Source organism: Bradyrhizobium sp. 199 (assembly GCF_023073355.1).
Classification (GTDB): domain Bacteria; phylum Pseudomonadota; class Alphaproteobacteria; order Rhizobiales; family Xanthobacteraceae; genus Bradyrhizobium.
Genome location: NZ_JADPJI010000002.1, coordinates 99811 through 112866, shown reverse-complemented (window position 1 = coordinate 112866; position 13056 = coordinate 99811). Strand labels below are relative to the sequence as shown.

The 13056-nt window shown below is 63.9% G+C and carries 10 protein-coding genes; 5 read left to right on the top strand and 5 right to left on the bottom strand.

Annotated elements, in window-relative coordinates:
* Nucleotides 1-102 precede the first annotated feature (102 nt).
* Both IVB28_RS00525 and IVB28_RS00520 read right to left on the bottom strand, forming a co-directional pair.
* Nucleotides 103-1167 (bottom strand): helix-turn-helix domain-containing protein, encoded by a 1065-nt coding sequence (locus IVB28_RS00525; RefSeq protein ID WP_247524120.1) that lies wholly within the window; start codon nucleotides 1165-1167, stop codon nucleotides 103-105.
* Nucleotides 1168-1229: 62 nt separating this feature from the next.
* Nucleotides 1230-1802, bottom strand: coding sequence for a GNAT family N-acetyltransferase (locus IVB28_RS00520; RefSeq protein ID WP_247524119.1), 573 nt, complete (start codon nucleotides 1800-1802; stop codon nucleotides 1230-1232).
* Between the two features lie 65 nt (nucleotides 1803-1867).
* Between IVB28_RS00520 and IVB28_RS00515 the strand changes: the two genes are divergently transcribed.
* The 3 genes from IVB28_RS00515 to IVB28_RS00505 all read left to right on the top strand — a co-directional run bounded on the left by IVB28_RS00515 (nucleotide 1868) and on the right by IVB28_RS00505 (nucleotide 6250).
* Nucleotides 1868-2785: a pirin family protein gene (locus tag IVB28_RS00515; protein WP_247524118.1), complete on the top strand. Its 918-nt coding sequence runs from the start codon at nucleotides 1868-1870 to the stop codon at nucleotides 2783-2785.
* 91 nt (nucleotides 2786-2876) lie between these two features.
* Nucleotides 2877-3791 (top strand): phosphoribosylaminoimidazolesuccinocarboxamide synthase, encoded by a 915-nt coding sequence (locus tag IVB28_RS00510; RefSeq protein ID WP_247524117.1) that lies wholly within the window; start codon nucleotides 2877-2879, stop codon nucleotides 3789-3791.
* A gap of 242 nt (nucleotides 3792-4033) precedes the next feature.
* Nucleotides 4034-6250, top strand: a complete 2217-nt coding sequence (locus IVB28_RS00505; RefSeq protein WP_247524116.1) for a SulP family inorganic anion transporter — start codon at nucleotides 4034-4036, stop codon at nucleotides 6248-6250.
* A gap of 150 nt (nucleotides 6251-6400) precedes the next feature.
* Here the strand turns inward: IVB28_RS00505 and IVB28_RS00500 are convergent, their stop codons facing one another.
* Nucleotides 6401-7894 carry an NAD-dependent succinate-semialdehyde dehydrogenase gene (locus IVB28_RS00500; RefSeq protein ID WP_247524115.1) on the bottom strand — a complete coding sequence of 498 codons (1494 nt, stop codon included), beginning with the start codon at nucleotides 7892-7894 and terminating at the stop codon, nucleotides 6401-6403.
* Nucleotides 7895-8002: 108 nt separating this feature from the next.
* Entirely contained in the window at nucleotides 8003-8323 is a 321-nt protein-coding gene (locus IVB28_RS00495; protein ID WP_247524114.1) for a hypothetical protein, read from the bottom strand.
* A gap of 344 nt (nucleotides 8324-8667) precedes the next feature.
* Here IVB28_RS00495 and IVB28_RS00490 point away from each other — a divergent pair, with 344 nt between their 5' ends.
* Together IVB28_RS00490 and IVB28_RS00485 are read left to right on the top strand one after the other, a co-directional pair.
* Nucleotides 8668-9861: a serine hydrolase domain-containing protein gene (locus tag IVB28_RS00490; protein ID WP_247524113.1), complete on the top strand. Its 1194-nt coding sequence runs from the start codon at nucleotides 8668-8670 to the stop codon at nucleotides 9859-9861.
* 193 nt (nucleotides 9862-10054) lie between these two features.
* Nucleotides 10055-11749 (top strand): AMP-binding protein, encoded by a 1695-nt coding sequence (locus IVB28_RS00485; protein ID WP_247524112.1) that lies wholly within the window; start codon nucleotides 10055-10057, stop codon nucleotides 11747-11749.
* 137 nt (nucleotides 11750-11886) lie between these two features.
* On the opposite strand, the gene IVB28_RS00480 is transcribed toward IVB28_RS00485, so the two are convergent.
* Complete coding sequence (locus tag IVB28_RS00480) at nucleotides 11887-12888, bottom strand: adenosine kinase (protein WP_247524111.1); 1002 nt, start codon at nucleotides 12886-12888, stop codon at nucleotides 11887-11889.
* Between the last annotated feature and the right edge of the window lie 168 nt (nucleotides 12889-13056).

Sequence of the window (13056 nt, the reverse complement as noted above, 5' to 3'; positions counted from 1 at the left end):
AATGGGGGGCAGAGCGCTCGCCGGATTTGGAAAATGGCATCGCTGAAACTGTGCCGGGTTCGCCGATTTTGGAATTACGCCGATATTACAGGAGATTAGCAGTCAGACCATATTCACCTTCAGCCGCCGATATTCCGTCGGCGTCACGCCCGTGACCGCCTTGAAGGCGCGGTTGAAGGGACCGAGCGACTGGAAGCCGGCGTCCATGGCGATGGTGATGACGGGGACCTCGGCCTGGGCGGGATCGGCGAGCGCGGCCTTGGCCTCCTCGATCCGGTGATTGTTCAGGAACACATTGAAGTTGCGGTAGCCGAGGCGCTGGTTGATCAGCCGGCGCAGGCGGTATTCGGGAATCTTCAGCCGGCCCGCAAGCGCGCCGATGGTGATGTTCTCCTGGCGATAGACCCGCTCGTCCGCCATCAGCCGCATCAGGGCCTCGATGAGCTTTTGATCGGCGGCATCCTCGGAAGCCAGCGGCTGGCTAGGCGCAATCGCCGGCGCGGTCTCCACCGCGACTGGAAACAGATCGGCGCCGTCGACGCGCATCATCGCCCACGCGATGCCCGCAACGACGCAGGCAAGCACGGCGGTGTTTATCGAATCGGCGACATCGCCGACGCGGTGACCGGCAACGACGATCTGAAGTGCTGCATTCAGCCCGCCATAGAGCGCGGCTGCGCAGACGATGAAGACGCGAACGCGGCGGCGGCGCTCGACCAGATCGGCCGGCCACGAGGCGATCGTCTGCCCGATCGCAAGCCCGATGAAGCCGAGGACGATCAGATTGACTGCGGTCACGGAGAATCGCACGTGGCCAGCAGGTGCGATCCAGACGCACCCCGCGAAACTGAAGGAAGTGACCAGCGCCCAGACCAGCCCATGCCACCCGCGCAGACGAAACTCATCCTCGAACAGCGCCCGCGTGAACATCCAGAACACCACGATGTTTCCGGTCGAGAGCGCGATCAGCGGCGCGTGCCATAGCGGGATCACGGACGTGACGCCGACCGAATAGCTCGCCGCATGTGCGGCCGAGCCGAGCGCGAAGGCTGCGCCGAGGCGGGCTGTGAGCACGCTACGGAAATCGGAGAGCAATGACGCCGCCAGCACCAGCAGCAACGCTACCGACGCCGCACGGAATGCAAGTTCGAGATTGGCAAGCAGCATCAGGTCGACCCAATCGCGCCCATTCGCGCGCTACGCGAACTTAAGTCAGATCGAGCACCGTTTCAATTTTGCCGGGTCCAGGCGGCACGCGACGTGATCCAGGCATCGGCGGGCTTGCCGAACAGATCGATCTCGCGATCCTTCCGCGCACCCAGGCTGCGCGCCACGCCTTGCGACGGCACGTTTTCGCTTTCGATACAGTGCATGATCTCGTCAATTTCGAAGCTGTCGAACGACCAGTCGATCGATGCGCGAGCCGCCTCAACCGCATAGCCCTTCCCGCGGAATTCCGAGGCAATGCCCCAGCCAACCTCGAAGGCGGGCCAGCCGGGCGGGCACCAAGGGCCAACTCGCCCGATATATTTTCCGCTCGACATTTCCTCGACCGCGAACATGCCGAAGCCATAGAGCGCCCAGTGCCCGGAGATCACGGCTGCGTTGCGCCAGCCGCCGATCTCGGTGGTGATCGGCTTGCCATCCGGCGCGATGAAACGGGCCGTGCCGGGATCGGCCAACATGGCGGCGTTCGGAGCGATATCGCCTGCGCGCCATGGGCGCAGGATCAGGCGCTGGGTATCGATTCTTGGACCTTTGACCTGGAGCAGCTCGGCGCCGGGCTTGAGCGGCGGAATCATCTGGTCTCCTCCCGTTCTCACAATTGTTCTGCTACGATCATACCCGCAAAAAACAGGAGTCCACCATGAGCTGGCAGCCCTCGAACGATCCCGTGCTCGGCGATCCCATGTCCTGCGATGCGCTCGATCTCGTCATCGTGCCGCGCACGCGTGATCTCGGCGACGGATTCGCGGTGCGGCGCGCGCTGCCGCATGGCAAGCGGCAAATGGTCGGGCCGTTCATCTTTTTCGACCATTTCGGGCCGGTGCAGTTCGTCTCCGGCAAGGGCATGGACGTGCGGCCGCATCCCCATATCGGGCTCGCTACCGTCACCTATCTGTTCGACGGCGCGATCATGCATCGCGACAGCGAGGGCAATGTTCAGGAGATCGCGCCGGGCGCGATGAATTTGATGACCGCCGGGCGCGGCATCGCCCATTCCGAGCGCACGCCTGATGCGCAGCGCGCCTCGGGCCAGAAGATGCTCGGCCTGCAAAGCTGGATCGCGCTGCCGGCGAGATCGGAAGAGATTGCGCCCTCGTTCCAGCACTACGGCGCGGGCGATTTGCCGATGATCTCCGAGCGCGATTTCACCGCGCGGGTGATCGCGGGCTCCTCGTTCGGCATCACCTCGCCGGTCACGATGGTGTCGCCCTGGTTCTACACCGAGGTCACGGCGGTGGCGGGCGCCAGCGTGCCGCTCGATCCTGATCACGAGGAGCGCGCGATCTACATCGTCGATGGCGAGGTCGAGATCGCCAACGAGCGTTACGAAGCGCCGCGGCTCCTGATCTTCCGGCCCGGCGATCGCATTACGGTGAAGGCGCTAAAGGCGACACGGATGATGTTTCTCGGCGGCGATGCGCTGGAGGGGCCACGCCACGTCTGGTGGAATTTCGTCTCCTCCAGCAAGGAGCGGATCGAGCAGGCCAAGCAGGACTGGAAAACCGGCCGCTTCGCCGCAGTTCCGCAGGAACATGAGTTCATTCCGCTGCCGGAATAGGCTAATCCGGTCTTCGGCCACGCCATCCAGCGCGGTCGCATGTCCTGCCTGAAAGCCTTGTCTGAAAGATTTGCCTGCGAAAGATTTGCCGATGACCGCCATGCTCTCCAGCGACCTGCCGCTCCCCAAAATCGGCCGCGGCAAGGTGCGCGACATCTACGCTGTCGACGACGATCGCCTGCTGCTCCTCACTACCGACCGCATCAGCGCCTTCGATGTCGTGATGGGCGAGACGATCCCGATGAAGGGCGCGGTGCTGACGCAAATCAGCGCGTTCTGGTTCAATGAGCTCGAAGGCGTGGTGCCGCATCACATGATCAGCGCCGACACCGACGCGATCCTCGCCGCCGTGCCGGCGTTGCAGCCCCACCGCGCCGAGATTCTCGGCCGTGCCATGCTGTGCAAGCGCACCACCGTGTTCCCGATCGAGTGCGTGATCCGCGGATACCTCTCGGGCTCGGCCTGGAAGGAGTACGCCGCGAGCGGCACGCTGGCCGGCGAAAAGCTGAAGGCCGGACTCGTCGAGAGCGAGAAGCTTGAGCCTGCGATCTTCAGCCCGGCGACCAAGGCCGAGAGCGGCCATGACGAGAACATCACCATCGCGAAGATGCGCGAAGTCGTCGGCGACGAGGTTGCTTACACGCTGGAGAGCATGACGCGCGCAATCTACACGCTCGGCGAGGAGCTGGCGCGCGAGCAGGGCATCATCATCGCCGACACCAAGTTCGAGTTCGGCCGTGACAAGGACGGCCGCATCATCCTGATCGACGAGGTGATGACCCCGGATTCTTCACGCTTCTGGGCGGCCAGTGCCTACAAGCCAGGCCAGCCGCAGGCGAGCTTCGATAAACAACCGCTGCGCGACTATCTCGACGTCGAGCGCCGCGCCGGCCGCTGGAACGGCGACGCCCCGCCGCCGCCGCTACCGGCGAGCGTGGTGGAGGCGACGAGCAAGCGCTATCTCGAAGCGTATCGGCGGGTGACGGGGAAAGAGCTGGAGATCTAGCTCCGTCGCCACCCCGAGGAACGATGCTGGATGGTTTCGCTGCGTTCGCCATGACGTGGAGAGGCCGGCGTGCCCTGCCCCAGCCGCCGCTCCGGATGTTTGGCCATTCACAATGCCATCGATCGGATCGCGAGACATCGCCAAAACTGTCTCGGTACTTAATAGCTACAAGAATCCAGTTGCGTTAAACCCGCAGTCGTCTACGTCTGGAACGGGACTTTTCAGAGGGCGAGCGCACCGGCGTGACCGATCCAGCGATCAATTTCAGCCCGGCTCCCCGTTTCAATCCGTCCCTCAAACGTGCGCTCAACGATATATTGGGCGGCAGCGCCGCCAGCGTCCTTACCGTCACCTTCGGGCTGTCCTATTCGCTGCTGATCTTCGCTGGCCCGCTGTCGCCATATCTTTCGTTTGGCATCGCCGCGACCTTCATCAGCTCCGCCGTACTCGCGGCAGTGATCGCATTGGGCAGCTCCCTGCCTTTCGCAATTGCCGCACCCGACAGCTCGACCGCCGCGATGACAGGCATCCTGGCGGCCTCGCTGGTCGAGCGCATCGAGACCGCCAACCTGCCCGCGCCACTGCTATCGTCCATCCTGATCACGCTCGGTCTGTCGACGATCCTGACCGGATTCGTACTGTGCGGATTGGGCCTGACGCGTATGGGCCGCGCGATCCGCTATGTGCCTTACCCGGTGGTCGGCGGCTTTCTCGGTGCCACCGGATTCGTGATCGTCATGGGCGCGATCCGGGTCATCACCGATCACCCCGTCGAGTTCGCGACGCTCCAGCGCGTCGCCAATGGAGTCGCGCTGTTGGAGCTGGGTGCGGCCTGCGCAATGGCGCTGGTGCTGTATCTGACCTGGCACCGCTCGCGTAGCCCGTTCGGATTACCGATCATCCTGATCGGCGGCATGCTCACCGCTCATGTGGCGTTCTGGGTCTTGGGGATCTCGCTGGAGCAAGCCCGTGCCATGGGCTGGACCTTCCGGCCTCCTCCGCAGGCAGCCTTCATGCTGCCATGGCACATCGACGAGCTCGCGCGATATCCGTGGTCAGCGGTGCCGGACTTGCTCGGCAACCTCGTTGCCGTCATTTTCGTCGCCGCGTCGGGCACGCTGTTCAATACCACCGGCGTTGAAGTCGCCGTGCATCGCGAAGCCAATCTGGAGCGCGAGTTGAACGTCACCGGCGCCGCCAACATTCTGACCGGCGCACTCGGCGGCTATGCCGGCTGCATCTCGGTCAGCCGGTCGGTCCTCAATTTCGGCGCTGGCGGCCGCGGACGCCTCTCCGGCCTCACCGTTGCCGCCATGTCGCTGCTGATGCTGGCAGTCGCGCCCGAGCTGCTCGGCTTCATGCCGAAATTCGTGCTCGGCGGCCTGTTGCTCTATCTGGGCGCTGACCAGTTGCACAAATGGATCATCGAATCGCGCAAGCGGCTGTCGAATCTCGAATATCTCTCGCTGGTCGCCATCATCGTCATTATCATCGGCTGGGGCTTCGTCCCGGGCATCCTCATCGGCGTGATCATCGGCTGCGCGACGTTTGCGTTCAGCGCGGCCCGGGTCGAGTCGATCAAGTACAGCTTTGACGGCGCCGAGTTTCGCTCTTCGCTCGATCGCTCGCGCGACGACCAGGAGGTGCTGCTGGCGCATGGCGGCAAGATTCAGGGTCTCAATCTTCAGAGCTACCTGTTCTTCGGCTCCGCCAACCGGCTCTACCAGCATGTCAAGCGGCTGCTGCAGGAGCGCCCGGAATGCCGCTACCTGCTGTTCGACTTCAAGCTCGTCACCGGCGTGGATTCGTCGGCTGCCTACAGCTTTGCCCAGATCAAGCGCAGCGCGCATGACCTCGGCGTCGAGCTGATCCTGGTGCATCTGCCGGTCGCGGCGGAGAAGGTGCTGCGCTCCAGCGACTTCGTCGGCGACGGCGTCACCATCGTTCCCGAGCTCGATCACGCGCTGGAATGGTGCGAGAACGAAATCATCGCGCAGCATCAGGGGCTGGAGCAGGAGGAGGCCAGCCTGCGCGGCTGGTTCACACGAATCCTTGACAGCGAGGATGATGCCGACAGGCTGATCCACCGCTGCCAGCGCATCGAGGTCGAGGCCGGCGAGGTCGTCGTGAGGGCCGGCGACCCCGCCGATTCCATGCACTTCATACTCGAGGGACGCCTGGGCATCATGGTCCCCGCCGAGGAGGATCGCACCACGCGCGTGCGCAGCCTCGGCCGCTACACCACGATCGGCGAGATGGGACTGGTGTCGAACACGCCGCGCAGTGCGACGATCCAGGCGGAGGTCGACAGCGTGCTCTACGTCCTCAATACGCGCCAGTTCGACGCGATCAGGGACGAGGAGCCAGCGCTCAGCCACAAGCTCCTGACCTTTTTCGTGTCAGTCATGGCCGAGCGGTTGGCGTTTGCGAATAGGACGATCGCGGTGCTGCGGCGATGATCAGGCCGCAGCTTCCTCATTGCGGGGAGCCCGCGACAAAATTGCCAGGCAATTTTGCGCTGGTGCGACGAAGCAATCCAGACTGTCTTCGTGGAAAGATTCTGGATTGATTCGCTTCGCTCGCAATGACGTGGAGGGATAAGCGGAGGCTCACACCCCCGCCATCATCACGTATTTGATCTCGACATATTCTTCCATGCCGTGACGCGAACCTTCGCGGCCCAGGCCGCTTTCCTTGACGCCGCCGAAGGGCGCGACTTCGGTGGTGATCAGGCCGGTGTTGACGCCAACCATGCCGGACTCCAGCGCCTCGGCGACGCGCCAGACGCGGCCGAGATCGCGGGAGTAGAAATACGAGGCGAGGCCGAACGGCGAGGCGTTGCACATCGCAATGACGTCGGCTTCGTCCTTGAAGCGGATCACCGGCGCGAGCGGACCAAAGGTTTCCTCCTGCGCCACCAGCGAGTCCGACTTGACGTCGGCCAGCACGGTCGGCTCGAAGAACGAGCGTCCAAGCTCGCTGCGCTTGCCGCCGGTGACGATTTTGGCGCCACGCTTGACCGCATCCGCAATGTGGCGCTCGACCTTGTCGACCGCCTTCAGGTTGATCAAGGGCCCTTGCGTGACGCCGCTCTCGGTGCCGTCGCCGATCTTCATCGCGGCGACCTTCTTCGACAGCTTCTGTACGAATTCGTCGTAGATCTTGTCCTGGGCGTAGAGGCGGTTGGCGCAGACGCAGGTCTGACCCATGTTGCGGTATTTCGAGACGATGGCGCCTTCGACCGCGGCGTCGATGTCGGCGTCGTCGAACACCACGAACGGCGCATTGCCGCCGAGCTCGAGGCCGAGCCGCTTCACGCCGACGGAGGCCTGCTGATAGAGGATCTTGCCGACCGCGGTCGAGCCGGTGAAGCCGACGAAGCGCACCGCCGGATGCTCGCATAGCACCTTGCCGATCGGCGACGCATCACCGGTGACGATGTTGAGCACGCCCTTGGGGATACCGGCCCTCTCGGCAAGCACGGCCAGCGCCAGTGCCGACAGGGGCGTTTCATTGGCGGGCTTCAGCACCACGGTGCAGCCGGCCGCGAGCGCCGGGGACACTTTTCGGGTGATCATCGAGTTCGGAAAATTCCACGGCGTGATCGCGCCGCAAACGCCGATCGGCTGTTTGATGGCGAGCAGACGCGCGTCGGGCCGCTGGGTCGGAATGGTCTCGCCATAGACGCGGCGGGCTTCCTCGGCGAAGAACTCGATATAGGCGGCACCGAAATCGACCTCGCCCAGCGCCTCGGTGAGCGGCTTTCCCTGCTCGGAGGTGAGGATCAGCGCGAGATCCTCCCGATTGGCTGTGATCAGCTCGAACCATTTGCGCAGGATGTTGGAGCGCTGCTTGGCGGTATGCTTGGCCCAGCCAGGAAATGCGCGCTCGGCGGCCTCGACCGCCTTGGTCGTATCATCTGCACCAAGCTGCGGAACTTTTGCGAGCTCGACGCCGGTCGCGGGATTGTTGACGGCGAAAACCGCCGTGCCGACCCAGGCGCCGTCGATGTAGCAGGCCTCCTTCAGCAGCGAAGGGTCCTTCAACCGGTCGCGCAGAGTGGCGGTGGCTTGAGGGGCGCGTGCGGCGGCGGTCGGTGTCATGGCGTACTCCCTGGGGGCGATCAGATCGGCCCGGAATATAGGGATAAGCAGCGCCCAATGCACCGCCCCGTAACGCACATCTGCTGGAGGGTTAAGTTGGGAGCGGCCTTAGGCCGCGCCGCTCATATAGGTCTCACGCCGGCCGATCATGCGCTCGGCTGCGGCCTTGGCGCCGGCCTTGGACGACGTTGCGCACGTCCGGTATTCGAGATCGGGAACGTCGGAGGGGTTGCGGCGACCGAACCAGCTTTTCGAGCCGACCGGCAGCAGCGCCAGGGCTTGCGCCAGATTGTCGACCGCACCGAAGGAATAGAGCGCGCCGGTGCCGGCGATGCGCACCTCGTAGATGCCGGGCGAAATCGGCGCCTCCAAATTCTCACCCCGTCCGGGACGGGGATAGCGCTTCCATTCGCTCCAGGTCGAAATCATCTGAGTCCCCTCGCAGCCGCTCAGCGACCGCCAATTTGCATCAAGTCTTAACGTCGCTGGCCGATTGGCCGCGTGCTGAAACGCCGCAAGGCACAAAATGTTTCAAGTGATTCAAACACGCGAAATATATCGCCGGCGCCCACCCAAGGTCACGGCGGGCTGGTGTCATCCACCGCAGATTGTGACGGGGTGCTGCAGTTCAGCCGTCCTGTCGTCCTGCGGTGGGTGCGGCCGGTCAAGTCACGACATCGCGACCAACGCGGGCACCGGGACACGCTTGCCGCGCGGGGCGTGCGGGAGGACAATCGATCACTTCCAACAATAATCAAACCGGAGGAAACGCCATGCAAAGCAAAGCCGAGATCGACGAGATCCTGCGCCAGAAGAGCGACACCAAGGAAATCCCCGGCGTCGTCGCGATCGCCGCCAGCGGTAACGACGTGCTCTATCAGGGTGCGTTCGGCAAGCGCGACCTGTCCAAGCCCGATGCGATGACGGCGGACAGCGTGTTCTGGATCGCCTCGATGACGAAGGCGGTGACCTCGGCGGGCGCGATGCAGCTGGTCGAGCAGGGCAAGCTGTCGCTGGATGCGCCGATCGGTGAGGTGTTGCCCGATCTGGCCAACCCGCAGGTGCTCGAAGGCTTCGATGCCAAGGGCGAGGCGAAGCTGCGGCCGGCCAAGCGCCCGATCACGCTGCGCCAGCTCATGACCCACACGGCAGGCTTCTGCTACAACATGTGGAACGGCGATCTCGCGGTCTATCTCGACAAGAACGGCATTCCCGCCATCACCACCTGCCAGAACGCGGCACTGAAGACGCCTGTTATGACCGATCCCGGCACGCGCTGGGAATACGGCACCAATATCGACTTCGTCGGCAAGGCGGTGGAAGCGGTCAGCGGCAAGCGGCTCGATGCTTACCTGCGGGACAATCTCTTCAACCCGCTCGGCATGAGCGATACCGCTTTCAAGATCACCGACGACATGCGCAAGCGCCTCGTCGGCATGCATGCGCGCGGCGAGGACGGCCAGCTCGCATCGATCCCGTTCGAGCTCGAGCAGGAGCCGGAATTCCACATGGGCGGCGGCGGCCTCTACGCGACCACGGCCGACTACATCAAGTTCACCCGGATGATCCTGAACAAGGGCCGCGGCAACGGCAACCAGGTATTGAGGGCCGAGACCGTCGCGATGATGGGACAGAACCATATCGGCGATCTCGCCATGGGCAAGATGACCACGGCGGCGCCGATGTACACCAACGACGTCGACCTCTATCCGGACCAGGTGAAGAAATGGGGCCTCAGCTTCATGATCAACACCGCCAAGACCGCGGAAGGGCGCAGCGCGGGCAGCCTCGCCTGGGCGGGCCTCGCCAACACCTACTACTGGATCGACCCGGCCCGCGACGTCACCGGCGTGATCCTGATGCAGTTGCTGCCGTTCGCCGACGCGAAATGCCTCGAAGCATTCGCCGGCTTCGAGCGCGGGGTCTATGCCGGGCTCGATGCGGGGAGCGGACAGAAGGCGGCGTGAGAAGGAGCCGCTTTCTCGCCGCGCGTCATGGCCGGGCTTGTCCCGGCCATCCACGCATCGCCTCACGGCACGAAGAACGTGGATGCCCCGGCCTTCGCCTCGCCGAAGCGGCTTCGGCCGCGCAGGCGGGACAAGTCCGGGCATGATGACCGAAGGCGACCGCGCCGACTGTCTTTGACGAAAGGACATCGAGTTGGCAGAGAAGGTTGATAGCTACGTTTGCGGCATCTCCGACGCGCCGCTGCTCGGCGACACCATCGGCCGCAGCCTCGACCGAGCCGCACAGCGTTGGGGCGACCGCGAAGCCCTCATCTCGCCCAGCCATGGCGTGAGATGGACATGGCGTGAATTCGCCGAGCGGGTCGATGCGCTCGCCGCCGGCTTTCTCGCGCTCGGGCTCGAACGCGGCGAGCGGATCGGCATCTGGTCGCTGAACCGGCCGGAATGGACGCTGACCCAGTTCGCCGCCGCCAAGGCCGGCCTGATCCTGGTGACGATCAATCCTGCCTATCGGCTCAGCGAGCTGGAATTTGCGTTGAAGAAGGTCGGCTGCGCAGCGATCGTCACCGCGACGGCCTTCAAGACCAGCAACTACATGGATATGCTCAACACGCTGCTGCCCGAGCTCGCAAGCGCCAGGTCGGGACAGTTGCAGGCCGCGCGGCTGCCCGCCTTGCGTATCGTGATCCAGATCGGCGGCCCGGCAGCATCAGGCACGATCCCGTTCGAAGAAGTCGCCCGCATAGTCCGAGCGGAACATAACGAGCAACTCTCAGCGCTCGACGCCGCGCTGCAATTCGACGACCCCGTCAACATCCAGTTCACCAGCGGCACCACGGGATCGCCCAAGGGCGTGACGCTGACGCATCACAACATCCTCAACAACGGCTATTTCACCGGCCGCGCGATGCGCCTGACCGAGCAGGATCGCATCTGCATTCCGGTGCCGCTCTACCATTGCTTCGGCATGGTGATGGGGAATCTCGCATCGGTCACACTTGGCACGACCATGGTGTATCCCGGCGAGGGTTTTGATCCGCTCACGACGCTGCGCACGATCGAACAGGAGAAATGCACGGCGCTTTACGGCGTGCCGACCATGTTCATTGCCGAGCTCGATCATCCCGAATTCAAGAATTTCAATTTGAAATCACTGCGCACCGGCATCATGGCCGGCGCGCCCTGCCCGATCGAGGTGATGAAGCGCGTCAATACCGAGATGAACATGCGCGAGGTCACCATCGCCTATGGGATGACCGAGACCAGCCCGGTCAGCTTCCAGAGCGCGACGGACGATCCGCTGGAGCGGCGCGTCTCCACGGTCGGGCGGATCCATCCGCATGTCGAGGTCAAGGTCGTCGACCTCGAGGGCAGGATCGCCAAGCGCGGCGAACGGGGCGAGCTGTGCACCCGAGGCTACAGCGTCATGCTGGGCTATTGGGAGGAGAGCGAGAAGACCGCCGACGTGGTCGATGCCAACGGCTGGATGCACACCGGCGACCTCGCCGTCATCGACGATGAGGGCTATTGCAACATCGTCGGCCGTATCAAGGACCTGGTGATCCGCGGCGGCGAAAATCTCTATCCGCGCGAGATCGAGGAGTTTCTCTATCGTCACCCCAAGATCCAGGACGTGCAGATCTTCGGGGTTGCCGATAGCCGCTACGGCGAGGAGCTCTGCGCCTGGGTTCGCGTCAGATCGGGCGAGACATTGACCGCGGAGGAGGTCCGCGCCTTCTGCGAGGGCCAGATCGCCCACAACAAGATCCCGCGCTACGTCGAGTTCGTCGAGGAATTCCCGATGACGGTGACGGGAAAGATCCAGAAGTTCCTGATGCGCGATGCCGTGGAGCAGCGGCTGGGGCTGAAAGCGGCGAAGACGGCGTGAGTGGCTGAGTGTGTGGCGCGAGCCTGCATCCACATCGTCATTGCGAGCTTAGCGAAGCAATCCAGCCTGTCTCTGCGGAGAGATTCTGGATTGCTTCGTCGCTGCGCTCCTCGCAATGACGAGGAGAAAGCGGGGGCCTAGACGGTCAACCCGCGCTGCTGCGCCAGCTCCTTCAACGACGCCACCGGCCGCGCGCCGATGTGCTGAATCACTTCGGCGGCCGCGAGCGCCCCGAGCTCGCCGCACTGCTTGTACGCGAGATTGCGCGCCAGGCCATACAGGCAGCCTGCGGCGAAGAGATCGCCGGCGCCGGTGGTGTCGACCACCTTGTTGACCGGGAAGGCCGGCGCTGCCACCGCGTCCTCCGACGACACCACCATGCAGCCCTTCTCACTGCGGGTGACGATTCCGAGATTGACGTCGTTGCGCAGCTGCTTCAGCGCGGTGTCGAAGTCCGAGGTCATGTAGAGCGAGCGCAGCTCGGATTCGTTGGCGAACACGATGTCGACGGTGCCGTTGCGCATCAGGGACAGGAACTCGTCGCGATAGCGGTCGACACAGAAGGAATCCGACAATGTCAGCGCCACCTTGCGCTTGGCATCATGGGCGATCTTGGCCGCCTTGACGAAGGCGTCCTTGGCGTTCTTGGGATCCCAAAGATAACCTTCGAGATAGACGATGCCGGCGCTGGCGATCTCGGCCGGATCGATGTCGGCGGGCGACAGATCCTGCGCCGCGCCTAGATAGGTGTTCATGGTGCGCTCGCCGTCATCCGTAACCAGGATGTAGGAGCAACCCGTGGCGGGACCGTCCGTCGCGGCGGGCGTGTTGAAGGCGACGCCGGCGGCACGGATATCGTGGACGTAGAGCTTGCCGATCTGGTCGTCCTTGACCTTGCCGACATAGGCGGCGCGTGCCCCCAAGCTGCCGATGCCGACGATGGTGTTGGCGGCCGAGCCGCCCGAGACTTCCGTGGCCGGCCCCATATCCTTGTAAATGGCCGCCGCCCGCGCCTCGTCGATCAGGGACATGCTGCCCTTGGTCATGCCATGCTTGGCCAAAAAGGCCTCGTCGGTCCTGACCAGCACGTCGAACAGCGCGTTGCCGATGCCGAGAACGTCATATTTCACGTCAGCCATTCACCTTGATCCTGTTTGGCGGATTGCGATCCCAGCGGAAATCCGCTTCCTGTCAGCCTGAAATCTGGCTCGCGGCCTATCACGACCGGACCTGCGCGGGCAAGCAACGAGAGGCGTCGGTCGGCGCGTTTTCTTCACGCGAACCGGGGCCACTTCGCTTGAAAACGC

What these genes read in the sequence shown, in the direction of transcription:
- IVB28_RS00490 (WP_247524113.1), top strand. Translation starts at nt 8,668, where the DNA reads ATGCAAAGCAAAGCCGAGATCGACGAGATCCTGCGCCAGAAGAGCGAC.
- IVB28_RS00510 (WP_247524117.1), top strand. Translation starts at nt 2,877, where the DNA reads ATGACCGCCATGCTCTCCAGCGACCTGCCGCTCCCCAAAATCGGCCGC.
- IVB28_RS00525 (WP_247524120.1), bottom strand. Translation starts at nt 1,167, where the DNA reads ATGCTGCTTGCCAATCTCGAACTTGCATTCCGTGCGGCGTCGGTAGCG.
- IVB28_RS00520 (WP_247524119.1), bottom strand. Translation starts at nt 1,802, where the DNA reads ATGATTCCGCCGCTCAAGCCCGGCGCCGAGCTGCTCCAGGTCAAAGGT.
- IVB28_RS00500 (WP_247524115.1), bottom strand. Translation starts at nt 7,894, where the DNA reads ATGACACCGACCGCCGCCGCACGCGCCCCTCAAGCCACCGCCACTCTG.
- IVB28_RS00495 (WP_247524114.1), bottom strand. Translation starts at nt 8,323, where the DNA reads ATGATTTCGACCTGGAGCGAATGGAAGCGCTATCCCCGTCCCGGACGG.
- IVB28_RS00515 (WP_247524118.1), top strand. Translation starts at nt 1,868, where the DNA reads ATGAGCTGGCAGCCCTCGAACGATCCCGTGCTCGGCGATCCCATGTCC.
- IVB28_RS00480 (WP_247524111.1), bottom strand. Translation starts at nt 12,888, where the DNA reads ATGGCTGACGTGAAATATGACGTTCTCGGCATCGGCAACGCGCTGTTC.